The 24,154-nt window shown below is 36.5% G+C and carries 22 protein-coding genes and 9 tRNA genes; 1 reads left to right on the forward strand and 30 read right to left on the reverse strand.

Annotation, left to right across the window (positions count from 1 at the left end; genetic code table 11):
• Positions 1–28 precede the first annotated feature (28 nt).
• The 24 genes from EPJ89_RS02300 to EPJ89_RS02415 all read right to left on the reverse strand — a co-directional run bounded on the left by EPJ89_RS02300 (position 29) and on the right by EPJ89_RS02415 (position 17,297).
• Positions 29–916: a choline kinase family protein gene (locus EPJ89_RS02300; protein ID WP_161636739.1), complete on the reverse strand. Its 888-nt coding sequence runs from the start codon at positions 914–916 to the stop codon at positions 29–31.
• Between the two features lie 108 nt (positions 917–1,024).
• Entirely contained in the window at positions 1,025–2,155 is a 1,131-nt protein-coding gene (locus tag EPJ89_RS02305) for a hypothetical protein (protein WP_200548906.1), read from the reverse strand.
• Positions 2,156–2,475: 320 nt separating this feature from the next.
• Complete coding sequence (locus EPJ89_RS02310; protein ID WP_200548907.1) at positions 2,476–4,962, reverse strand: ABC transporter permease; 2,487 nt, start codon at positions 4,960–4,962, stop codon at positions 2,476–2,478.
• Complete coding sequence (locus EPJ89_RS02315; RefSeq protein ID WP_161636742.1) at positions 4,959–5,639, reverse strand: ABC transporter ATP-binding protein; 681 nt, start codon at positions 5,637–5,639, stop codon at positions 4,959–4,961. Before EPJ89_RS02315 ends, EPJ89_RS02310 begins: the two co-directional genes overlap by 4 nt.
• A 56-nt stretch (positions 5,640–5,695) precedes the next feature.
• Complete coding sequence (locus tag EPJ89_RS02320) at positions 5,696–6,655, reverse strand: sensor histidine kinase (protein ID WP_200548908.1); 960 nt, start codon at positions 6,653–6,655, stop codon at positions 5,696–5,698.
• Positions 6,636–7,298: a response regulator transcription factor gene (locus tag EPJ89_RS02325; protein ID WP_161636744.1), complete on the reverse strand. Its 663-nt coding sequence runs from the start codon at positions 7,296–7,298 to the stop codon at positions 6,636–6,638. Before EPJ89_RS02325 ends, EPJ89_RS02320 begins: the two co-directional genes overlap by 20 nt.
• A 214-nt stretch (positions 7,299–7,512) precedes the next feature.
• Positions 7,513–7,588: transfer RNA gene (locus EPJ89_RS02330), tRNA-Phe, on the reverse strand.
• Positions 7,589–7,590: 2 nt separating this feature from the next.
• Positions 7,591–7,667: transfer RNA gene (locus EPJ89_RS02335), tRNA-Met, on the reverse strand.
• A gap of 70 nt (positions 7,668–7,737) precedes the next feature.
• Positions 7,738–7,826 (reverse strand) — tRNA-Ser (locus EPJ89_RS02340).
• Between the two features lie 55 nt (positions 7,827–7,881).
• Positions 7,882–7,958, reverse strand: a tRNA-Ile gene (locus EPJ89_RS02345).
• A 33-nt stretch (positions 7,959–7,991) separates the two neighbouring features.
• Positions 7,992–8,068 (reverse strand) — tRNA-Met (locus EPJ89_RS02350).
• A gap of 29 nt (positions 8,069–8,097) precedes the next feature.
• Positions 8,098–8,174: transfer RNA gene (locus EPJ89_RS02355), tRNA-Pro, on the reverse strand.
• A 5-nt stretch (positions 8,175–8,179) separates the two neighbouring features.
• Positions 8,180–8,256 (reverse strand) — tRNA-Arg (locus tag EPJ89_RS02360).
• 40 nt (positions 8,257–8,296) lie between these two features.
• Positions 8,297–8,383, reverse strand: a tRNA-Leu gene (locus EPJ89_RS02365).
• A gap of 5 nt (positions 8,384–8,388) precedes the next feature.
• Positions 8,389–8,462: transfer RNA gene (locus EPJ89_RS02370), tRNA-Cys, on the reverse strand.
• 198 nt (positions 8,463–8,660) lie between these two features.
• Positions 8,661–9,710: an ABC transporter substrate-binding protein gene (locus EPJ89_RS02375; RefSeq protein ID WP_161636745.1), complete on the reverse strand. Its 1,050-nt coding sequence runs from the start codon at positions 9,708–9,710 to the stop codon at positions 8,661–8,663.
• A complete protein-coding gene (locus EPJ89_RS02380) occupies positions 9,707–10,507 on the reverse strand; it encodes an ABC transporter permease (RefSeq protein WP_123171011.1) in 801 nt (266 codons plus the stop codon). The genes EPJ89_RS02375 and EPJ89_RS02380 overlap by 4 nt, the downstream gene beginning before the upstream one ends.
• Positions 10,507–11,352, reverse strand: coding sequence for an ABC transporter permease (locus tag EPJ89_RS02385; protein WP_161636746.1), 846 nt, complete (start codon positions 11,350–11,352; stop codon positions 10,507–10,509). The genes EPJ89_RS02380 and EPJ89_RS02385 overlap by 1 nt, the downstream gene beginning before the upstream one ends.
• Positions 11,352–12,395, reverse strand: coding sequence for a spermidine/putrescine ABC transporter ATP-binding protein (gene potA, locus EPJ89_RS02390; RefSeq protein ID WP_200548909.1), 1,044 nt, complete (start codon positions 12,393–12,395; stop codon positions 11,352–11,354). Before potA ends, EPJ89_RS02385 begins: the two co-directional genes overlap by 1 nt.
• Positions 12,396–12,407: 12 nt before the next feature.
• On the reverse strand, positions 12,408–12,941 hold the full coding sequence (locus EPJ89_RS02395) for a helix-turn-helix domain-containing protein (RefSeq protein WP_200548910.1): 534 nt from the start codon (positions 12,939–12,941) through the stop codon (positions 12,408–12,410).
• 160 nt (positions 12,942–13,101) lie between these two features.
• The gene (gene trxA / locus EPJ89_RS02400) at positions 13,102–13,410 is read right to left on the reverse strand and encodes a thioredoxin (protein WP_125163760.1); all 309 of its coding nucleotides are present in this window, start codon (positions 13,408–13,410) and stop codon (positions 13,102–13,104) included.
• Between the two features lie 65 nt (positions 13,411–13,475).
• A complete protein-coding gene (locus tag EPJ89_RS02405; RefSeq protein ID WP_161636748.1) occupies positions 13,476–14,354 on the reverse strand; it encodes a diacylglycerol/lipid kinase family protein in 879 nt (292 codons plus the stop codon).
• Positions 14,355–14,500: 146 nt separating this feature from the next.
• Entirely contained in the window at positions 14,501–16,615 is a 2,115-nt protein-coding gene (locus EPJ89_RS02410; RefSeq protein ID WP_161636749.1) for an LCP family protein, read from the reverse strand.
• Positions 16,587–17,297 carry a hypothetical protein gene (locus tag EPJ89_RS02415; protein ID WP_200542548.1) on the reverse strand — a complete coding sequence of 237 codons (711 nt, stop codon included), beginning with the start codon at positions 17,295–17,297 and terminating at the stop codon, positions 16,587–16,589. Before EPJ89_RS02415 ends, EPJ89_RS02410 begins: the two co-directional genes overlap by 29 nt.
• 125 nt (positions 17,298–17,422) lie before the next feature.
• Here EPJ89_RS02415 and yfcE point away from each other — a divergent pair, with 125 nt between their 5' ends.
• Complete coding sequence (yfcE, locus tag EPJ89_RS02420) at positions 17,423–17,962, forward strand: phosphodiesterase (RefSeq protein WP_161636751.1); 540 nt, start codon at positions 17,423–17,425, stop codon at positions 17,960–17,962.
• Between the two features lie 57 nt (positions 17,963–18,019).
• Here the strand turns inward: yfcE and EPJ89_RS02425 are convergent, their stop codons facing one another.
• From EPJ89_RS02425 to argS, 6 genes are all read right to left on the reverse strand, one after another.
• On the reverse strand, positions 18,020–19,852 hold the full coding sequence (locus EPJ89_RS02425) for an LCP family protein (RefSeq protein ID WP_200548911.1): 1,833 nt from the start codon (positions 19,850–19,852) through the stop codon (positions 18,020–18,022).
• Positions 19,815–20,465 carry a hypothetical protein gene (locus tag EPJ89_RS02430; RefSeq protein WP_200548912.1) on the reverse strand — a complete coding sequence of 217 codons (651 nt, stop codon included), beginning with the start codon at positions 20,463–20,465 and terminating at the stop codon, positions 19,815–19,817. The genes EPJ89_RS02425 and EPJ89_RS02430 overlap by 38 nt, the downstream gene beginning before the upstream one ends.
• 130 nt (positions 20,466–20,595) lie before the next feature.
• Positions 20,596–21,390 carry a hypothetical protein gene (locus tag EPJ89_RS02435; protein ID WP_161636754.1) on the reverse strand — a complete coding sequence of 265 codons (795 nt, stop codon included), beginning with the start codon at positions 21,388–21,390 and terminating at the stop codon, positions 20,596–20,598.
• Positions 21,384–22,088 (reverse strand): ABC transporter ATP-binding protein, encoded by a 705-nt coding sequence (locus tag EPJ89_RS02440; protein ID WP_200548913.1) that lies wholly within the window; start codon positions 22,086–22,088, stop codon positions 21,384–21,386. Before EPJ89_RS02440 ends, EPJ89_RS02435 begins: the two co-directional genes overlap by 7 nt.
• Positions 22,081–22,452, reverse strand: coding sequence for a GntR family transcriptional regulator (locus tag EPJ89_RS02445; protein ID WP_161636755.1), 372 nt, complete (start codon positions 22,450–22,452; stop codon positions 22,081–22,083). Before EPJ89_RS02445 ends, EPJ89_RS02440 begins: the two co-directional genes overlap by 8 nt.
• 56 nt (positions 22,453–22,508) lie before the next feature.
• Entirely contained in the window at positions 22,509–24,149 is a 1,641-nt protein-coding gene (gene argS / locus EPJ89_RS02450) for an arginine--tRNA ligase (protein WP_200548914.1), read from the reverse strand.
• Between the last annotated feature and the right edge of the window lie 5 nt (positions 24,150–24,154).

Consider the following 24,154-nt stretch of genomic DNA (forward strand, 5'->3'; position numbering starts at 1 on the left):
TTCTAACGATGTAATATCAAAATTAACATCATAAGTTATAAAAAGATTCAGCCTGTTTTACAAACAAACGTGTATAAGCAGCATAATTTTCAAAGAAATCCCCAACATCAGTACCATTATGTTCTTGGAAAATTGCCCAGTTCATCCAATAAAATCCGGTAACCGCAAAAGTTCCAATAAAATGATGCTTGTCAGCTTCGCTCATGGTCCCCCCTGCATATTGATCAAGAACCTTCAGAATGGTTGAGTAATCGTAAGGCGAACATACGATAAAGGTCGCAAGGTCTACAGCTGGATCGGCAACCATCGCGAATTCCCAATCAATTAAATAAAAATTATCATCTTGGAAGAGAATATTAGTCGTGTAGATATCATTATGACAAAGAGTCTTCGCATAACCTTCACGTGAAACACACTCATAAATGCGCTCTACGCGTTCACTTAAATCATCATAATCTGAGAAATGGGAACGACCAACATCACCAATTTCTTGCTTAAAGTCTTGAATTTTTTGGAATAAGTCAAACTCCCATTCGCCTTGTATGTTTGCATCATGAAGGTAACGTACTTTCTCGATTACAACTTTAACATCTTCTTCGTTCATATAATCAAAATAGCGTGCATTTTCAATATAATTCGATATCTTCCAGCCCTCAGTCTGATCCATAAATACAAGACTGTTATCTAAGCCAAGTTCTTTCGCTTTCAATTGAGCATAGAACTCACTTTTCCGATTAATATAAGCATCCGTTTCAACGCCTGGTTCACGATAAACATACTTTTTTCCATCAACCTCGAATGTGTAAGAATGATTGGTAAGTCCGCCAAATAGTGGGGTAAAGTTCAAAATGGAATCAATCTCACATTCCAATGTTTTCGCAATGTTTTGTGTGTAATTATTTATGGTGTTTGTCATTTATAACGCTCCTTTTACTAAGTCCCTTTATTATATAATAAACTTTACATAAAAGAACGCTTTTAGGCATGAATTAAGCAATATATGTACTGATTCGATACAAATCTTCTACTCTGATAATTCGATGGAACTAGACCGATACAACGCACTCACATCAGGACATTCAATTGTTTCAATCAGTGCACCACTTTTCAAATCGTAGACATACTGTGTGTAGTTTGGCTTGGATTCAAAGTTCCCAAATAGAACAAGATTTTCTTTACTCGAATCATACCAATACTGAGACCAATAATGATACTGTGCGGTATCACTTATTGGCTCAAGTTTAAGATCCCGACGCTCCATAGTATTTAAATCAATCATTCGAAGTTCGTGACGTTCACTTTTAATGTAGAGCTTGTTATTGATGATAGAATTTTGTACATCACTTGTGAAGGATGGTCCAAATCGCTTAAAATCTGAGATCGACTCAACATTCAAATCCTTATCAATTACAAGAAGCCGGTCTTCTATTGAGCCAATACTATCTGAGATTGGTACATTATCCGCTATATACAAATAAAGATATAGTTTTTCTGAATCCGTGATGAGTTGTGAGGTATAGTGCCTTGATTCCAATGTTTCAGACATCTTCTCAATCATTTTATTTTCAATATTATATCTGTAGAGCTTTCGTTTAATTCCACGTTCAGAATGTTTTTGATTATGGTTATTTTCCGTAAGTACATAAACATCAGAACCAATCACTACAAGAGAAGTTGCTTGTTCATCCTCAATATCGAAAAGTTTCTCGTTGTTCTTATATATTGATGTCAAATAATTTGTAGGTTCCGATCTAAAGCCTTGGTTATCAATGAAATACAAATTTTCTTCATAAAGATATACCTGTGAATCAATCGCATTCAAAGAGGGTTCGAAGTTGTATACTTTTTCGTCTTGGTTCGATAATTTTCCCTTTATAAATTTATCGGATGATATCAGATAGTAAAAATTATTATCAATTTTTAATTTATAAAAATTTCCGCGATATTTTTTCGAGCCTAGAACATGCCCACTCTTATCGAGAAACTTAAACTCCGTGTGATTCAATAAGTTTAGAAATTCTGGTGATTTTGCGCTATGGAAAGTATCGTTCCCTAATACTATTGTTTTAGTATCTTTAAGTGCATTTGTGGAAGGTGTTGAAGAACAGCCTGCAATAAGTAATATCATTAGAATACAGTAAGATAATTTTTTCATGATATCTAGTACCGTGTTCTTTCAAATAAACTTCTTTCCAGAATATCCTTTGGTGAAAGAAACTTTCCAGTCCGTATTGATCTTATAGCTATCATTTCTTGGTTAAATACCACCATTATAATAATCCCCCTTTAATAAAAAAATGATACCAAATTCATTATTGATGCACAAGAAAATCGTTGGCCACCTGAACATCGTTTATCTATGATTCATATCAACGAGCTTAAAAGAGTCGATGCACCTACCGATTCATCAAATAAGAGTTAAATCATTTCTCAAAAAATCACTTTTGGAACTGAAGCACAATATTAAAACTACTCTCAATATTTTTGAGACTTTAAACGTTCAATAACCGATTCTCGATTGAACATACTTGTTGAAATTAGAGTTTGAGTAATCAGTATTAGCGTAGAACCAATAATTGCGTACAAGAGATAGTCCAATCTAAAGTTAAATTCAGGCATCCAAATCACTTTTCTTACAATTGCATACAGTCCATAGGATAGTCCAAAACTTAATACGATTGAGTAAACAATCACTTTCCCTATTGTAAATACAGATTCGTAGAGTAACATCTTACACATGTCCTTGCGTGTCATTCCCACTGACTCTAGGATTGCATACTCGCCTTTGCGTCTATCCTGTTCAGATATAGTTGTATTAAGAATACTCGTAACCGTCATCAAGAGAATCAGACCCATCACTGAAAATAATATTTTTACGATAACATCATAAACATTCTTATCTTGCGTATAGTCTGAGGCTAAGTTTCTAATAGAAAATATTGGCTTCATTCTAATAAGGCTTGTTTCAACTGCATCCGCTTTTTCAGTCTCAATCAACAAACTCCTATTCAGTACAAACTGATAAGGGCTCTCACTCTCAATTCTATCAAACAAAGTTTGGGATACAATATAGTTTACTAGTACCTCACTACGAATGATCGACTCATTATAGAAAAATTTGAGCACTGAGGATGCACCATCAAATGTGTCAACCTTTAAACCGATGGGATACTCTGATGTTTTTGACATACTTTTCCCATCTGTTCCATCATATGTATAAAAATGGACAAGATCACCAACTTTCAAGTCAGTTAAATGGCGAGATATCTGCATTCTTCCGTTATTATAGTCTGAAATGACGCCTTCAAAATAATCGTTTACCACAATTTCATGAAGATTAACGGAGGGATATAATGTATTGAAATCTTTGTCATCTAAAACGATTATTTTATGTCTCAATAAATATCTCAATTCTTCATCAAATACATCATTGTGATGCCAAATTCCAAGTCGTCCTGATTCTGTTGTCACCTTAAACGTCGAACTTACGTCTTTATTCTCTTCAATTTGACTTCTAATGTCATCAAAAGCGCTCGAATCGATATTCTGTTTTTCAATTTGAATCGCATAATTACCATGATCTAATTTTGCAGAGGCTAAATCTAGGGAAGAAGCCAAGAAAGAAGCAATCAATACCAACGATACAGTACCTATTATCAAAGAACGTTTAAGACCCAAGTATTTTTTTCGATCTCTAACCGTATTTTTATATGACAAAACACCTGCTTGCCCAAAAAACAACTTGATGAATCTTGTTTTTTCTTTTTTCTTATTGATTGTTATCCGCTTGCTTTCACGTATCAATTCAATAGAACTCTCTTTAAATATATTTCTTATAGAACGAAGTAATGGGATATAAACAACTATAAATGAGACTATAAATATTCCTAAAATTAGCTCCATTGTTAGAGTTGGCTTCGCAAATTCCATAATATTATATCCAAATAAGGACGTGTTAGATAATATGGGATAACTCATGTTAAAGATTCCTTGAGACACAAGAAACCCACCCATCAATCCTATAACAACACAAGGAATTGTGGTCAGAAACATCTCAAAAAAAAGTGACCTTCGTATCTGATTTTTTGTTGCCCCAATTGTTGATAGGAGACTTAAAGATTTTGCTTTACTCTCAAGGCTAATGTTCAGGGTGTTATAGAGTGTGAAGATTGATGTTAACGTGAATAAACCCAATAGAACACTTGCCATTACCACTACAACTTTCCACATAATATTCTTATTGTCGCTTAGTCCTAGTAGTTCATTACGAAAATCGTTAAATACTACATCTTCATCTATGAGATTGTTAGACTCCATCATTGAAATAACCGATTTCTCAAAACTCTTTGTGTCATTTTCGAATTGAACATAGACTGAATTGTCATATGACATCATAGCACTCTTAGTTTGATTGTCGTATGCATATTGTCTATCTACAACACCAACAATTGTAACTGCCGATTTTGAGCCATCTGCCCATCTTACATCGAGTTTGTGACCTATAGGATCATCTAAATTCAATGCCTCAAGCATCATTTCAGAAACGTGCATTTCCTCATTGTTTTCTGCCAATCTTCCACTAAGAAGCGTTTGCTGAGAACCTTGTTTGATGAAAGAAAAATCTTCATTATGTAAAGCATAAAGTAAAAAAGTTTGGGGGCTATGTTGTTCAGCATTAAAATCAACCGCCGTTATATCTCCAACTTTTGATGCATACTCATACTTAACAATATCTTCTCCACTTTCAATCAATGCATCCACATCTTTTACATTTCGAAAGTAGACATTATATTGTTCACCGTATTTAAGCGACGATAACTTGTAACTACTATAAAATCCTGAAAATGTTGCGATCACGGCCGTCATAAGACTCACTACAATCATAATGGACAACCATGACATTAGTGTTTGCTTCCAATATTTTTTAAGGTGTCTATATTGAACTTTTAGAAGTGATTTCATCGTATTCTCTCATCTCTAATAATGCGACCATCTTCTATTTCAATAATTCTTTTGGCCTGTGATGCAATAGTTTCATCATGAGTAACCATTATGATTGTTTGTTCGCTCATCTCATTGGTTTCTCTAAGAATTTTAATGATTTCCTTAGATGTTTTTTTGTCTAAGTTACCCGTTGGCTCATCTGCAAGAATCAGAGTTGGTCGATTCATGAGCGCTCTTGCTATGGAAACACGTTGTTGTTGCCCTCCAGATAATTGACTTGGTAAGTGGTTTACACGATTCACAAGTTCTAAGGACTTTAGAAGTTCTTCCAGATGGATTTCATCAATGTTTTGATTGTCGAGCTCTAAAGGAAGGATAATATTTTCCTTTACATCTAATAATGGAATTAGATTGTAAAACTGATAGATTAAACCTATATGACGTCTTCTAAAAATCGTGAGTGCTTCTTCACTTAATGCTCCAAGATTGGTGTTATCCAATCGAATAACACCACTGGATACAGTATCAACACCTCCAATAACATGGAGAAGAGTCGACTTTCCGCTTCCACTTGCACCCATAATTGCTATAAATTCTCCACTATCCACAGAAACAGAGACGTTATCAAGAGCCTTAATTTCTGCGTCGCCTTGCTTATACGTTTTTGAAACATTTTCCAGCACTAATAATGACATAGTATCACCTCACTTTTATTATATATTTCATGAGAGTGTTATAAGTGATTTATTCGTCACTTAGTAGGTATCCTAATTTCAAACGTATTTTTCTCAATAATTCGAACCGAACCGCCTTGTTTTTCGATTATTTCCTTAGATATTGCAAGTCCAACTCCAACACTCTTGGAGCTAACACTATTTGTTTTAACGAACCTCTCAAAAACTTTTTCTCTAAGTTCCGTCGCGATTTCTTCACCATCATCAGAGATCATAATCTGTGTTTCAAATACATTTTCTTCAATTGTCATGAAGATTGTATTTTGGGCATATCGTGTTTTATTATCAAGTATATTAATGATTGCTTCTAAAAACCACTTTTCATCTACATATATTGTGTTTGCAGCTACTCTAGTTTCAATGCCGAGCTCATTACTTTTTGATGATATATTAAGTTTCAAACTATTCACAAATTCATGAGTATTAACGTGTTTCTTATCCATTTCAATTGTATTTGATTCCAAGCGAACTAGAAGTAAAAGTGAGGTTATCAATGATTCCAGTCGCTCCAATTGTTCTTGATTTTGAAGTAAGAAATCATTATCTGGTGATTCATCTCGTAAAATGTCATTAGTAAGAAGTAAGGAAGTAATGGGTGTTTTAAGTTGATGAGAGATATCAGTTAACGACTTCTTCAGAAAGGTATTGTTGGCATCTAAGTTTCGATTCATTGTCTTGAGAAGAACGGTTATTTTATTGAGTTCTGAATGCAGAATTGATAATTCTCCTTCTTCATATGTGTTGAGTTCATAGTCGTGACTGTTATCATTCAGACGCTTTAAATACTCTGTTAGTTCTTCTATCTCTCTACTTCGATACAAGAGATATCGATACACCAAAATCAAGATACATAGAACTCCGACTAAGATACCAACATATGAATTCATGAAATATGCACATAAAAAACCAACAGATACCCCTAAGATGATACTTTGTGCAAAAAGATGAGCAATTTTCTTATCTCTGAGTATTTTCATGCTTGTATCGGTATCCTTGTCCACGAACGGTAACAATATCTAATTCTCCATTAAACTTCTCCCTTAAGCGTTTAATGGACGCTGAGAGCGCATTATCATTCACATATTCCATAGAGTCCCAAATCAATTCGTAGAGATCTTCTCGTTTAACGATTTCATTTTTATGGCTAATAAAGAATAAGAGTAATCTATATTCTATAGTTGAAAGATTAATCATCTCATAACCAAACTTCACGATTCCTGATTGCATATCGATACTCATGTCACCGTCTATGAATACATGCTTTTCATGTTTCTTCAAAAGCTTTTGTAGTCGAACTAAAAGTTCTTTTGACTTAAAAGGTTTAATAATATAATCATCACCACCACGAGTCAGGCCTTCAACTATGCTATCTTCTTCATTTTCAACACTTAGAAATAGAATTGGGGCCTCACTCTGTTGCCGAATAAACGTACAAATATCAAATCCATTGCCATCTGGTAGTCGAACGTCAAGAATATGAATGTTGTATTGATTCAATCCAAGAAAGCGTTCAGCTTCTTGCACAGAAAATACAGCATCAACATGATAGCCTTCTTTTTCTAAGATATATTTTAGACTTCGAGATATTGCTCGATCATCTTCTACAAGTAATAGTTTCATATAGTTATTATACTATTATTTTTAACATAAACCATCGCATTTCTTAATTTGAAATTCAAAAAAATAATACTTCTAAAAAGAGTTTGTTATGTTCATACAAATCGTTGCCTTATTAAGTATCGTATCTTGAATACTTATTCATCAAACAATAAAAAAAATCTCTTTTTAGGAACAAAAAAACCACTCATTGAGTGGTTTGTCTTATCGGTTTAAATGGTGGCCCCAGTCAGAATCGAACTGACGACACACGGAGCTTCAATCCGTTGCTCTACCGACTGAGCTACAGGGCCATTGGTTGCGGGGGCCGGATTTGAACCGACGACCTCCGGGTTATGAGCCCGACGAGCTACCAGTCTGCTCTACCCCGCGATATGTTTAATGCTATGTCATTATAGCATAACTGGTATATAATGCAACCTTATTTCGTAAAGAAATAATATGGCGGAGGAGGGGAGATTCGAACTCCCGCACGCTCTCACGTCTGCTGGTTTTCAAGACCAGTCCCTTCAGCCACTTGGGTACTCCTCCATAGAGTTATTTGCATTTTAATGTAATTAAATTCCGATAATCCTAAGTGTCAAATTGGTGGACCCTGTAGGACTCGAACCTACGACCAACCGGTTATGAGCCGGTAGCTCTAACCAACTGAGCTAAGGGTCCGCTACATCGGTATTACGCTTTTCAAAATAGAAATGGTAGCGGGTGTGAGATTCGAACTCGCGACCTTCCGGGTATGAACCGGACGCTCTAGCCAACTGAGCTAACCCGCCATAGGAATATTTAATTTTAATAATAAAATTGGTCGGGATGACAGGATTCGAACCTGCGACCCCCTGGTCCCAAACCAGGTGCACTACCAAGCTGTGCTACATCCCGAAAATTGGCGCGCCCGACAGAAGTCGAATCCATAACCTCTTGAGCCGTAATCAAGTGCTCTATCCAGTTGAGCTACGGGCGCATATACATCGATTTAAATTAGAACTCCATCAATAAAGTAATGGTGGGGATGAAGGGACTTGAACCCATACGAAGTTACCTTCAACGGATTTTAAGTCCGTTGCGTCTACCAATTCCGCCACATCCCCATTACTGGAGGTTCCTATCGGATTTGAACCGATGATCACAGAGTTGCAGTCTATTGCCTTACCACTTGGCTAAGGAACCATTAACTGTGTCGCGACATATTAACTCGACGTTTGTCTTTGTTGTTGTCGTTTCTCACTGTGCTTTTACATTATACATCATCAGTATAGAAATGCAACACTTAAAATACAAAATAATACATTTTTTTTAAAAAAGATTTAATTGTTCCTTTAATTCAACAAAAAGGGCCTTTTTAGCCCTTTTTGATGCGTTTTTTCGTTATTTTGTCGCTTTAATTCTTTGCCAATAATCAGAAAGAATTACTTTCATGTTTTGATCATAGAAAAACTCTTCGTCCTTATCGTAACCTGTTCGTGTGACATAGGAGTCAATTCCATTGAATGCTCCATCAGCTCCTGTCACATCATCAATCACAGATTGAATCGGACTTGTATATCCAATTTCTTCGGTAATACGCTTTGACACGTCTTCTGAAATCATAAAATCGATCCATTTATGTGCTAAATCTGGATTGGGTGCGTCAACAGGAATAACCATTGCATCCACCCATGTGTTTGTTCCTTCAGAAGGCGAATAATAGTCCATGTCAGGATTTTCGAGTAAAATCGCATTCGCATCCCCTGAATACATAACCGCAATGTCCTTGGCACCACCAATCATTTGATCAATGATTTCATCGGTACCGTAAACGGGATCCATGGTTTGTTTCATTTCAATTAACCAATCATTTGCTTTTTTGAGTTCTTCCTCTTGTGTTGTATTCATTGAAAAGCCTTGTGCTTTCAAAGCGATCATGAAGGCATCACGTTCTGAATCATAGAAAAATAATTTGCCTTTATATTTTTCGTTCATTAAGATATTCCAACCTTGAGTTTCAAGATCGTTGCGGTCTACAGTGTTCTTATTATAGAGAATACCAACATTTCCCCAGAAGTATGGAACTGAGTATTCATTGTCAGGGTCCATATGACGTCCTTTAAGGCTTGGAATAATTTTCTCATAGTTTGTAATCTTTGAGTAATCTATTTTTTGAAGCATTCCCTCCTCACGCATACGTTGCGTCGTATAGTCAGAAGGTACAATCACATCAAATTTTGAACCATCTTGAAGCTTATTATACATTTGTTCATTGGATAAGAATTTTTCATAAATAACACGAACGTTGTATTTGTTTTCAAATTCAGGAATCAACGATTCATCAATATACTCACCCCAGTTATAAACACGGAGTTCTTCTTTGGTTTCTTTTGCACCACATCCGGTTAACACAAGAAGTGATGCAAGCAATGCTACTAAGATTTTTTTCATGAAACAGCCACCTTTCTCTTACTACGTTTCAGAATTGGTAATACATTTATAATGATTAACACAACAGTAATGATCACAACGATAATGGTCGAGAGGGCATTCACGGTTGGGTTAATTCGTTTTGACATTTGATAAACAAGAATTGAAATATTGCTTACACCATTTCCGGTAGCAAAGTATGAAATTACAAAATCATCAAACGACATTGTAAAAGCGATAAGGGCTCCCGAGATAATTGCAGGTGTTAGTTGCGGTAAAATAACCTTACGCAGCGCTACCGTAGGCGTAGCCCCTAAATCCATAGCAGCATCCGCCAAACTTGGATCTAATGACTTTAGCTTTGGTAAGACTGTAAGGATGACATATGGGGTACAAAATGTTATATGGGCAACAAGCATAGTACCAAACCCTTTTTGGAGGCCCTTCACGGACGCAAACAATAGCATGAAGCTAATTGCCGTTACAATCTCTGGATTAAGAACAGGAAAGTTATTAATGGTCAAAATCGATTTCTTAAAAATTTTCTTATGTTTACTCAATCCAATTGCTGTCATTGTTCCAACGACCGTTGCAATAACCGTTGTAATTAGGGCAATGAAAAGCGATGTTCGAACAGCAGCAGTAATATCGTTACTCTGCGAGAGTTTTCCATACCATTTTGTTGAGAATCCCGACCATGACGTCAACGAACGTGAGTCATTGAAGGAAAACACCATCATGACAAGAATCGGTCCATAGAAGAAAATGAGCATTAAGATAATTCCCAATGGCCCTATCCAACGATTTTTTTCTTTCATTAGAGTTTCCCTCCTTTTGGTTTTGATTCATCGTATTCACGATCAAATTTATTCGCAAAATGCATTGAGAGCATAATAAGGACAGCCATGATTAATGAGATAGCACTACCGAAATTATAATCACCAATATTGATAAATTGATTTTCAATTAAGTTACCAATTAAGACATAACTTCCGCCACCCAAGAATTGAGGAATGACAAAGGTCGAAAGTGATGGTAAGAAGACCAGCGTAATCCCGGAGATTACCCCCGATAATGATAAGGGGAAGACAATCTTACGGAACGTTTCAAAACGATTTGCTCCAAGGTCATAACTTGCCTCAATCAGTGACTCGTCCATTTTCGCTAAAACATTATAGATTTGCATAATCATAAAAGGCAGGAAATTATAAACCATCCCTAGGATAACCGCAAAATCTGTATTCATCATTTTAAGTGGTGCAATCCCAAACAACGCAAGGAAACTATTTATCAGCCCCTTGTCTGAAAGAATACTAATCCAAGCGTACGTCCGAACGAGCATATTGATCCACATCGGAATGGTTACCAAGAGAATCAGGAGTGTTTGCATCCGTTCTGAACGCCGTGAAATAAAATAAGCTAAAGGATATCCTACTAAGAGACAGATGACGGTTGTTATCCCTGCAATTCTAAATGAATCAAGAAGTACTTTTAGGAAGACGGGATCAAAGAATTTTTTAAAGTTAATAAGACTAAACTGGAATGGAATCATTTGGTTCCCTACAGTCGTAAATGCATAAAATACAATTAAGAGCATTGGCACGACAATAAATACTGACATCCAAACTACATAGGGAATAACCAGTGGTCTATATTTCTTCATTAATACGACTCCATCGTGTACATCACATGGATGTCTTCAGGGAAGAAATGGATGCCAACTTCTTTGCCTTCTTCTGAATTATCCGTTGTATGAATGATAAAGTCACGATGCTCTGTTTTAACGACAATTTCGTAATGAACACCCTTAAATAGGATCGACTCAACAACTCCCGTTAATTTTCCAAGCTCCACATCAACAATATCAATGTCTTCAGGTCGGATTACGATATCTACCACTTCATTATTTGAGAAACCTGCATCAACGCATTCAAACTGAACACCATCAAATTCCACAAGGCGATCTTCAATCATCGTTCCTTCGATGATGTTTGAATCTCCGATAAATGTTGCGACAAAACGGTTTTCAGGTTCATTATAGATATCCATGGGTTTTCCAATTTGTTGGATTTCCCCTTCATTCATCACGACAATTTTATCTGACATGGTCAACGCTTCTTCTTGGTCATGTGTAACATAAACAAAAGTAATACCCACATTTTCTTGGATTTCTTTAAGTTCACGTTGCATTTCTTTACGCATTTTTAAATCCAATGCCCCTAAAGGTTCATCGAGTAGAAGCACCATTGGTTCATTCACAAGCGCTCGAGCAATCGCGACACGTTGTTGTTGTCCTCCTGATAAAAGTGTTACAGGACGGTGTTCAAAGCCACTTAACCCTACAAGATTCAACATCTTCTCAACTTTTTGCTTAATAATATCTTCGTTTGTTTTCTTAATGCGAAGACCAAATGCGATGTTGTCATAAACATCCATGTGTGGAAAAAGTGCATACCGTTGAAAGACTGTATTAATCTCACGTTTATAAGGAGCTAATTTCGAAATCTCAATGCCTTCGAAATAGACTTCACCAGAACTTTGCTCTAAAAATCCACCTAAGATTCTTAAAAGTGTTGTTTTTCCACAGCCAGAAGGGCCAAGTAGCGTCACAAACTCATTTTCAAAGATATCCAAGTTGATCCCTTTTAAGACAAGTTGATCTTCAAAGCTCTTCACAATATTTGTAAATTGAATTAATGCTTCCATATTCTTCCTCCTTTAAAATACAGGGGGTGTACACACCCATATCACACGTGCTCGTTGTTGATGTTCATTAACCAAGACGTGATTACGATTTCCTTTTATGTAAAAAGTTTGTCCTTTTGAAATCGCTATTGTTTCATCTCCATACCTTAATGATACCTTACCTTGGAGTACATATCCAAATTCTTCCCCTTCATGCGGTAAGATTTCATTGGATTCGCCACCTGGCTCGAGTTCTAAAAGGATGGGTTCCATCTCGTTTTTTTGCGCATTGGGTACAATCCAATGGATTGTCGAATCATCGCGTTCATCAATAAAATAATCATCTGCAGTAAATACAACTTGCTCAGCAGACTCTTCTTTAAAGAAGACTGACAAATTCGTGCCCAGCGCCTCCACGATATCGTTAAGTGTTGCAATGGATGGGGACGTTAAGTCGTTTTCAAGTTGTGATAAAAACCCTTTGGTTAATTCACTACGGCTTGCGAGTTCCTCTAAGGTCAGACCATTTTTTGTGCGCAACTGTTTGAGTCGTTTTCCAATTTCCATAGTTCCTCCCTTGTTTAGTGTTGGTAAACTTTTATATTAGTAAGTATAAACACAAACTAATTATACATAATGGTTTCTAAAATGCAAACGAATTAATAGAAAAAATGTAAAAATAAAAAGACCAACGGAGTGTTGGTCTTTCTTTGGTTTAAGATTGCGTTTATTGTGCTGAACGAATAAATTTTTCAAGCTCAGGTTTTGGTAAAAATCCTGTCTTGCGTCCAACAGGTTTTCCATCTTTAAAGAGAATTAAAGTAGGAATTGACATAACGTCGAAACGTTGTGCTAGTTCGCCTTCTTCGTCCACATTAACTTTTAAGATTGTTGCTTCATCTGCCATTGTTGTTGAAAGTTCTGTCAAGATTGGAGCGATCATCTTACATGGTCCACACCAGTTAGCATAAAAATCAATAAGTACTACGCCATCTTTAACGGCTTCATTAAAATCATTTTTTGTTATATTTTTCATTTGATAGTGTCCTCCTATTTGCTTAGTTATTATATCACAAGTATTTCATATGTACCTTAATATGCTCACAGAGCATTTGGAACACGTAACTTAAGTTTTCCATCTAGAACACGTGCATGGACGGTTGAATATTCAAAGACTTCACCATCACATCCTAAAGCTACAGTTTGATTGCATTGTATCTTAATTTCTTTCGCTCTAAAGCTTGTCACGACATCAAGATCCAAATGCTCTCCCTTATAATACATTGGCAGCAATTTAGGAAGACGTCTTGCTGGTACATCTTCTACGATACAGACATCGAGTGCACCATCATTAATAATGGCTTTAGGTGCGCTTTGAAATCCATTTCCATACCAACGACCATTCATAACCGAAATGAGAAGGGCATTGTGTTCGCTTTGGGTACCATCCGCTTCAACTATACATTGGATGGGCTTTTTACGAATAAGTTCGTAGATTGCATAATAGATATAAATCAATTTGCGAGGAAACCATGTTTTACGCACTGCATTTACATCACGATTAACTTCTGAATCCACACCCATATTCATACAATTTAAAAAGCGGTGACCGTTGGCTTCGCCAATGTCAATGTGTTGTACAGACCCGTTAATGGTATCTTCAAGTATTTTCTCAAGGGGATGGTTATAGTTGATCATCCGCCAAAAATCATTACCGGTACCTACAGGTATAATTGCTAATTGTACGTCTAAATCTAAACCGTTAAGAATTTCATGTGCGGTACCATCGCCACCTACAGAGTAAATAACGACATCATTCCCATGATATTCTTCCGCAATTTTTTGTGCGTGATCTGGATATTCTGTATAACGCAATTCATAGTTGTCTTCTTTGTCTTTAAAGTTATTGTCTATCCATGCTTCGACGTCACGATAACGTCCTACGCCTGAAGTTGGATTAATGATAAATACGTGTTTCATGATTTCGACCTCAATTCACATATGTTTATTATGGTACAGATGACCTAATAATACAAGAATGAAAGCCTCTATTTTCATAGAGGCCTCACGATTCTTAAGTATTATAGCGAATATTTTATATTTTGTGTTACCCATGTGCATCCAATTTATTCATTGGAATTCTGATTTTCGGGTTTCTCCGATTCTATTCGAACCGATACAACGATATTGCGATGTTCGCCTTGGTAAAGACCTGGACGAATACTTTGCGACTCGATGATCGCAGTGGTGTCCCCGGATGGAATGGCTTCAATGGTAAATCCATTTCCATTCGCCCATGCGATTGCATCGGCTACCGTATCTCCAATAAAATCAGGAATTGTAACACCTTTGGGTTCTTCAACCTCTGATTTCACGACTATTGTAAGTTCAATATATGTTTGTTTTTGGTGATAATCTCCAGGTTCTACACTTTGATAAATTATTTGTCCATCACTGTAGTAGTCTTGATAAGAATCTGAATTTTGATCAATCTCATTGAAAACGACCGTCACGCCATTATTTTGAGCCCAACGTTTAATCTCACTGCGTGACATTGATGTTAGATCAGGTACAACATTTGAACGCTCTGTTTCTTTATCTTTGTCTGTATCTTCAAGACGTTTCGGTACGACATCACCTGGATAGTAGAGCCCTTCCACATTTTGACTTGGATTAAAAAGCGCTGAACGATACGGTTTTGATTGTTTGAAACTAAATGTCTTAACATCTAGATGATCCGCGTCGTGTTTCAAGTTATCGCTAATGACATCACGCGCTACTTGGACATCGCGCATATATGGATGGGAAACATATTTTCCACTGTAGCCATCATCAATAATTTCCCCTTCACCTTGAAGTTGGGTCGATACAATTCTAAAGGTATTATACGGAGATACCGGTGATTTCTCGATATTTTGTAATGCGTATCCCATAAGCGATGTAATATCGTTTATGGATATATTCATTTGAATATTATCCTTTGCGGCATCCAATACATTCACAAGTGTATTCACATTACGGGTACTTAAAATTTGATTTGCGAGTTCTTTAATAACATATTGTTGATTCATTTGACGAACATAATCACCACCGGTAAAGGCATAACGTTCACGAGCAAAGGTAATCACTTGCTTTCCATCCATTTTTTGTTTTCCAGCTGGAATCCAAATTTCATGGAATTCTGATGGATCTTCTTCTTTAGGCAATGATCCCCCAAATGCAATCGGTGACTCTAGTTCAAGTCCGCCTAATGTGTCGACTATTTTCACAAGCGCATAGAAATCTGTTTCAAAGTAGAAATCAATATTCACGCCCATAAAATCTTGAACCGAATCAATGAGACATTGACGGCTAAATGCACGTGCATGGGTAATTTTATCGGGATAATTATTCTGACAAGCAATCGGTAGATAAGAATCACGTGGAATGCTTGTCATGGTGATTTTAAGTGTTTCAGGATTAAAAGAGGTTAGGATGATGGAATCAGCGAGTTCTTCATTAACCCCAATCATTAACATCGTAAAGGGTTCCTTTAACACATCTTTATCATTCACCGTTTCTTTGCTTTTTATACTGAACGAGAACATTGCTTTTGAAAACTCAATTGGATTTCGTTCTTCCGTTTCAAGTCGTTTTGAAAGCGAACTAAAGTTTTTCGGTACCACTGCGAATTGAATTTTATCATTTAAACTCGCTATAAGAAGATCGTCATAGGATTTAAACTTGACATACTCAACCGTTCTTGATTCTTTAGCGACATTTTTCTTTACCGCATCTTCAAATTCTTGCGTTGTTTCAACATAACCCAGCGTGCTGTGATCAAGATCTTCTTTTTTCGCACCTTCCTTAAAACTAATTACTGAAAACTCTTTATTTTCCTGACCGGATTCATTAATCATTTGATTCGCGATAGCATTGGTTTTAAATGTGTAATAGGACCCTACCGATCCAACAATCAACATAAACATTCCAAATACTGCAACTGCTTTTCGGAAAAAACGAATTCGTTTCGCATACCCTAAAAGGAAAAATAAATTAAGAATTAAAACAAGCAATACGATAATTGTGATTCCGAGCATAAAGTACTTGCTGTGTAAATTAACGTATCGTCCAATGACAAATAATAATGCAATATAGATTATATTCACGACTACTGTTAGAAGCAATCCAAATATTGGTCGATGAATGAATGAGGGTCTACGTTGTTTTGTTTTAGTTTGCTGCTTCTTTGACTTGCCCATCGTCTACCTCCATGATTGAATACAATCCATCGTCATCTTTCGTTACATAAATATCTGCTTTCTGTTGAAACTCCGAGACATTTAAAACATCCGAGTCTTTATATTTCCATGTTATCGCAACACGATATACAGGAATCGAACGTTCAACATCGTTTGTTACGGTATTGACCGTCCCATCTTCTTGTGTCACCAATTCATCTTCTTGCTCAATTAAAACTAACGTGTCTTTTTTGGCACTTGCGGTCGATGAAGCAACTTCAAGTGTTTTGTCTAATTTCCCTTTTTCTTTATAGTAACGCATATCGTTATAGAATGTATCCAGTGCCTGACCATAAACCCAGTCAAGGTCTTTATGAATATACTGCATGCCTCCTACATCATTAAAGCGCAACTTATTGGTCCATGTATAAAAATCCGCAACAAAGTTTTGAGCGATAAGCTCTGAAATCACTTTATCATCTCTTGGATCTTCTTTTAGTTTCGAGGTAAGTTCCTTATAGAGTTCTTTTTGATACTCAGTTGCATTTTTACGCAGCGAATAGAAACTATTCTCGCTTGTAGTACCCCCATCAATACTTGTTTTTGATTGGTATGCTCGGTACGCAAAAAAACCACCTACACTCAAAGTTGTAAGTGAAAGAATTAAAATAAAAATGGTAAGACCTTTACTGTGTTGCTTCATATTTTCACATCCTCTATTTATTCTATCATAAAATGTTCGCTCATAATTATCAATTAACGATTGGAAAATCCCATATTTTAATATGTTTGATGGTATAATTTCATTACATATGACTGGAGGAAAGCATGAAAACTTTAATTATTTCTGATATACACGGTAGCATCGACCGTTTAAATGATGTTCTCAACACACCCTTACCTTATGATCGCATTTTACTGGTAGGGGACCTCATGTATCATGGACCTCGAAATCCAATTCTTGCGGATTACAATCCGAAAGCTGTTTCCGATCGATTGAACCAACTCACATGCCCCATTATCGCAGTGCGCGGAAACTGTGACAGTGAAGTGGATCAAATGTTATGTCAATTCTCAATAATGCAAGACTATACGGTGACAGAATGGAATAATCTTACCATCATGGTGACACATGGTCACCTTTTTGAACCCGATATTGAGGGACCACGACACGGCGTAGACCTCTTTATTTCTGGACACACACACGTGCCTGTTTTGAAAAAAATAGACCATACAACAATATATAATCCTGGATCCATTGCACTTCCTAAAGAAAATCATCCAAACACGTATGGATATCTGGATGATCGTGTCCTCACAACGTATACACTTAATCATGATGTCTACATGCAAGCTGTAATTGACTAAGATGTGTTCAATCTTAGATTAGAATTTGAAAACAACCTGAAGTGGTTGTTTTCTTTTTTACTTATTCACGATTTTAATGTGGATTGCATTTACACCTTCGTTATAAAATCCGGGCTTAACATCTTGTTCGAGCACTTGATTGTTAATGTAATCATGCTTGAACTCTGGGGAGTCCGGTTTGATTACATCAAAGGTAACTGAAACATGGTTTTTATCCGCCCACGATTGAATTTCTGATTGAGAGAGGCCATTAAAATCTAAGACATCAACGGCTTGTGCACTGCGCTCACTTGGTTTAAGCACCGTCAAAAGCGGACCGGTATCTTCTGAATTTTCCGAAGAAATCAGATCTGTTTGATAAGGTTTACCATAGGTAAACGTAAAGTCGTATTCATTTCGTAAGTCTGCATCTGATTTTAGATTATCCAAAATGACTTTCTTTGCTTGTAAATACTGATTTTCAAAAGGCTTCGCATACCACACACCATTAATAATCGTTCCTTCACCCGCAATCTGAGTTTGCACAACTCTAAATGTTGACATGGGGTCTACCGGAGAACGATCAATACTTTGCAATGCATATCCCATGAGTTTGGAAATGGTTTCAAGTGGAAGCGTCATGGTAATATTTTTCTTCGCCGAATCCAAAACATTTAAGATCGTATTCGGATTTCGTGTCGCAAGAATTTTATTTGCCATTTCTTTAATAACATACTGTTGATTGACTTGGCGGTCAAAATCACCATTTGCCATGTTTTCAATACGACGTTCTCGTGCAAAAGTGACAACTTGTTTACCGTTCAGAAGGTTTTTCCCTTCTGGAATGGTAACACCTTCCATAATGGGCTCACCATCGTCATCGTATTGTTTTTCAAGTGGAAATGAACCTGCAAATGTTGTCGGACTTTCAATTTCTAAGCCCCCAATCGCATCTACCATATTTTCAAGTGCATAAAAATCCGTTTCAAACACAAAATCAACCTTAACACCCAGATAGTTTTCAATTGTATCTACCATACATTGTGAACTAATCCCATGAGAATGATTTATTTTATCGTAAGATTCGTTTGGATAACAAGCGATTGGAACATACGAATCCCGTGCAATACTTGTCATCGTAACTTTAAGCGTTTCGGGGTTAAAGGATGCAAGAATAATTGAGTCTGCAAGATCATCATTTAATCCCAACATAAGCATTGTAAATGGCTCTTTAATAACATCCACTTCAGTGTTGGATTGTTTTGTAAGGGATGTGGAAAACGTAAATAATTCTTTTGATTCCACAAAAGGATTTGACCCATCTGGAATTTCTTGAGTTAATGTGTGGTAATTAAGGGGTAATACCGCAACATCAATCTTCTTCGCACTTACCGCTGATAACAAGTCACGATAATTATCATATTTCTCAAAAACAACATTATCCGCTTTATCCGCGATTTTTTTCTTAATCGATGTTTCAACTTCGGGTTCATTCATGGGTGCATACGCTACTGTTTTACCCTCAAGCACTTCATCCCCACTAAAACTCACAACACTAAATTCACGAACTTCGTCTTTATTAAGAATGGCGTTGGTGATGGCATTGGTTTTAATTGCGTAAAACGAACCAACCGATCCAACCAAAAGCCATACAACAGACAATATTAGAAATACGTATCTAAAAAGTTTATTTGATTTTAAATAACCAAGTATATAGAGAATATTAAGAAGAAGAATAAATACCATAACACTTAGTGTACCGATTGCAAAGTAACGTCCATGAATGGATGCAAATCTTCCTAAGAAGACAATAAGCCCCAGTGGTAGAATGTTTGAGAGAATAAGCAATAACGTCCCCACAATACGATTTTCTTTACGCTGGGTTTGTTTCGGTTGAAGTTTGAGTTCCATTTGATACCTCCACAATTGAATAGGTGTCGTCTACCTTAACGACCATAATCTGTGCCGCATGTTGATAATTTTTTGTATCAAGCACGGTTGAATCTTTGTATGTCCATGTTGCATTGACTTGATATGCGGGTACTTCATGGTCATGAAGCAAGAACTTTGTTTTCTTCGAAGTAACCTCGATTCCCGTTACCTCTAGCGTATCCTCAACTTGTTCTCGTTCAATATAAACACGCATATCATTATAGAAGCGATCAAGCGCTTGATCATATACCCAGACTTTGATATCCGGATGTAGAAATTGAATGCCACCAACGTCATTCATTCGAACTTTATTTGTCCACGTATAAAAATCAGCAATAAAGTTTTTCGAAATGAGTTCAGAAATTACCGCATCCGAACCTGATTCAACAGAAGCAAGTTCTTCATAAAGTTCTTTTTGATATGCCGTTGCATTATTTCGAAGACTGTATTGACTGTGGTTTGATATCGTTGCTTTTGTAAGGGTTGTTTGGTACGTCTGCCATGCTTGGATTGCAAAAAAGCCACCCACACTGAGCGTCCCTAACGACAGTACAAAAACAAGAATCAGTAATAATTTATTATTTTTTTCCATAATTACACATTCCTTTACCTTGATTACAATAATGCGAAACCTTTGCAAAGTCAATAAATCACAAAAGTTCACGCATTATCACATGTTTTGCAAAAAAAAAACCTGATTGTATATCAGGTTTTTAAATTTGCTACATAACTTCTAACTTATGGTTCCAAAACCAAAGTGTTCCAAAGGTCAAGAACCCACAGACAAGAATTTGATATAAGACCACAAGCGCAAACTCACCAACTGGAATACTTCCACCTTGTAAGAATGCATAAGAATCATAGCGTAATAAAACACTTCCAAACGAAGTATCAACATACGCACCAATTTGTCCGAGAACAATAGCGATTAAAACTGCAATCCCCACAGCAACTAATCCACGATTATTTTGGAAATAGCTTGAATGTGCCACAGCACCTGCAAAGAGAATGACAAGCGAACTGAGCGCAAAGTTTAAGAGGTTATCAATAACCGCAAAAAATGCGACACTCGATTCAAAATACTGTGCAAAGTATTGGGATAATTCCTGCATTGCTTGGCCATAGATTGCAAGACTTCCTGTTGTTGTGAAAGTAATGATGAACAGGGATAGAATTAGGAGTAAACCCATAATCACTGACCAAAAGAACGCCACTAATAATTTTGATACAAGAATTTGCCAAGTCTTAACCGGTAACGTAAAGAGTCGATATCCGTTTTTATGATAGATGCTTGTATAAAGTACATAGATATTTGCTCGCACGGACATCACTGTCACAATAACTACGAGTGCAAACAACGCTAACGCAATAAAGGTTCCAAAGATTCCAAATCGATCATTAATCGCTAATTGAATCATCAAGATTGTAAGAACACATCCTGCAATCATCATCCCTACAACAGGTGCATACGCTTTATAAGAATCTACCAAATCATTTTTAAATAGTTTTCCTACCATTTGAATTCCTCCCTAAAGATTTCATCAATTGTTTGTCCACGTGCTTCACGTAAATCATCACAATTTTCGTGCATGAGAATCGCACCATCTTTAATGAAGACGACTTCGTCCAAGACACCTTCAATATCTTGAATGAGATGTGTTGAAATGATAAGTAGTGCATCTTGAGTATAATTGCTTAAAATTGTTTCGATAATCGAATCGCGTGATGCAGGATCAACACCTGCAATCGGCTCATCAAATATATAGATACGTGCTTTACGCGATAAACATAAAGCAAGCTGGAACTTTTCACGCATCCCTTTAGACATCTTTGAAACAGGCATGCTTCCATCTAATTTCATCTTAAGGAATAAGTCTTCTAAAACGCCCATATCAAAATCAGCATACATATCACTATAGAGTCTTGCTGCTTTGTGTCCTGTAAGATTGGGTGCTAAGTATTCCACATCAGGAAGATATGAAACAACAGCTTTCGAATCAGGACCAACTGGATTTCCACATACCTGAATATCTCCGTGATAATCACGAAGAAGACCAACAATCGTCTTAATTAAGGTTGTCTTTCCTGCTCCATTTGGACCACAAAGACCCACTATTTTTCCAGATTCCAAATTTAAATTAATATTCTTAAGCACTTGATTTTTTCCATAATGCTTATTTAAATGTGAAATGACCAAACCATTTTCGTTATTCATGTTTCCCAACCTCCCATTCATTTTTAAGAAGGCTTATTGTTTCTTCAAGGTCAAGACCAAGTGTTTTCGTTTTCTCAACAAATACAACACTGTAACGACGTCCCAATTCACTTCTTAACTTCTTAATTATTTCTTGTTTATCTGTAACAAATTTACCATTTGTGCGATCTGTTTCAATCAAACCATCACGCTCGAGCTCATTGAGTGCTTTTTGAACTGTATTCGGATTTACTTTAAAGAATAAAGCAAGTGCCCGGATTGACTCAATGCGATCCCCTGCATTAAGTCGACCCGAGGCAATTTCTAATTCAAGATACTCAATGATTTGTCGGTAAATGGCTACGGAACTATTTTTTAGTGACATACCATCACCCCCTGTAACACTTAAATAATACAATAGAACAACAAAATGTACAAGAATTACATTTGTTCTGGTGCATTAACACCGATTAAGTTCAAGGCATTACTTAGGGTAATTTTTACCGCTACAAGTAAATTTAGACGTTGTGCTTGTAGTTCCGGGTTACTTGGATCCATAACTTTTACTTCACCATAGAAACTATGGAAGGATGATGCAAGATCTTGAACATAATTTGCAATCTTATGAACTTCACGTCTTTTCGCAGCATCTGCAACAACAGAACTAAACTCATTAATTTCTTTTAATAAGGCAATTTCTTTAGGATTTGTAAGTTGATCAATGACATCAACATGAGGAACTTCTCCTGCTTGACGTAAAATTGAACAAATACGAGCATGTGCATATTGAACATAGAATACTGGGTTATCGTTTGATTTTTTACGTGCTAGACCAAGGTCAAAATCAAGTGGCGTTGCTAAAGCACGGCTTACAAAGAAGTAACGTGTTGCATCAACACCAATATCATCAACCAGTTCAACAAGACCCAGTGCATTCCCTGTACGTTTTGACATTTTAACTTCAACACCTTCGTCCACAAGACGAACCATTTGAATAATATCAACATCCAGAACATTTGGATGGCCGAGCGCTTCAAGTGCAGCTTGCATACGTACAATATAACCATGGTGATCGCCACCCCATAGGTTTAGTAAATGTGTATAACCACGTTCGAGTTTATAAATGTGGTTTGCGATATCAGGTACGAGATAGGTATAAGATCCATCACTCTTAATAAGGACACGGTCTTTATCATCCCCAAAATCTGTTGAACGAAGCCATAGTGCGCCATCTTCTTCAAACGTTACACCTTTTGCTTTAAGTGCTTCTAAGGATTCCTCTACACGTCCATCATCATAGAGCCATTTTTCACTAACCCATGAATCCATTTCAACTCCAAAAGTATTTAAATCTTCTTTAATGCGCTCTAATTCTAATTTAATTCCAAGTTCTTTAAAATAAGGTACCCATTCTTCTTCCGGTGCATCTAACCATTTGTCACCTTCAGCATCTTTCACATCATTTGCGATTTCCACAATATCGGGTCCATGATATCCATCTTCAGGCAATGATGCTTCGATACCAAATGCTTGTTTATAACGTGCATAAAGTGAATGACTTAACATCAAAATTTGATTACCAAGGTCATTAATATAATACTCACGAAGTACGTCATATCCTGCAAAGGACATAATACGTGAAAGTGAATCACCCCATGCGGCTCCACGTGCGTGACCAACATGAAGTTGTCCAGTAGGGTTCGCCGATACATATTCATTGAGTAAACGGATTCCTTCCCCTGCATTGGAACGACCATAATCTTTACCAGCCTCAATAACATCATTAATAACGCTACCTAAAACTGCTGGTTTCATAACAAAGTTAATAAATCCAGGTCCCGCAACACTAATGGAGTCAACCATCTCATTATTTTCTAATTTCTCCACAATAACGCTAGCAATTTCACGTGGATTTTTACCAACACGTTTTGTAAGACGCATTGCGATGTTTGTTGAGTAATCTCCCATTTCTGGATTATTAGGGATTTCTAACATTACAAGTCCATCTTCTTTTTCAATACCAAACGCATCAAGAATAATATCTTCGATGTGTCCAACAAGTTTTGTTTCAATTTTATTCATATTAA

The sequence above is a fragment of the Erysipelothrix sp. strain 2 (EsS2-6-Brazil) genome (assembly GCF_016617625.1).
Taxonomy (GTDB): Bacteria; Bacillota_I; Bacilli_A; order Erysipelotrichales; family Erysipelotrichaceae; genus Erysipelothrix; species Erysipelothrix piscisicarius.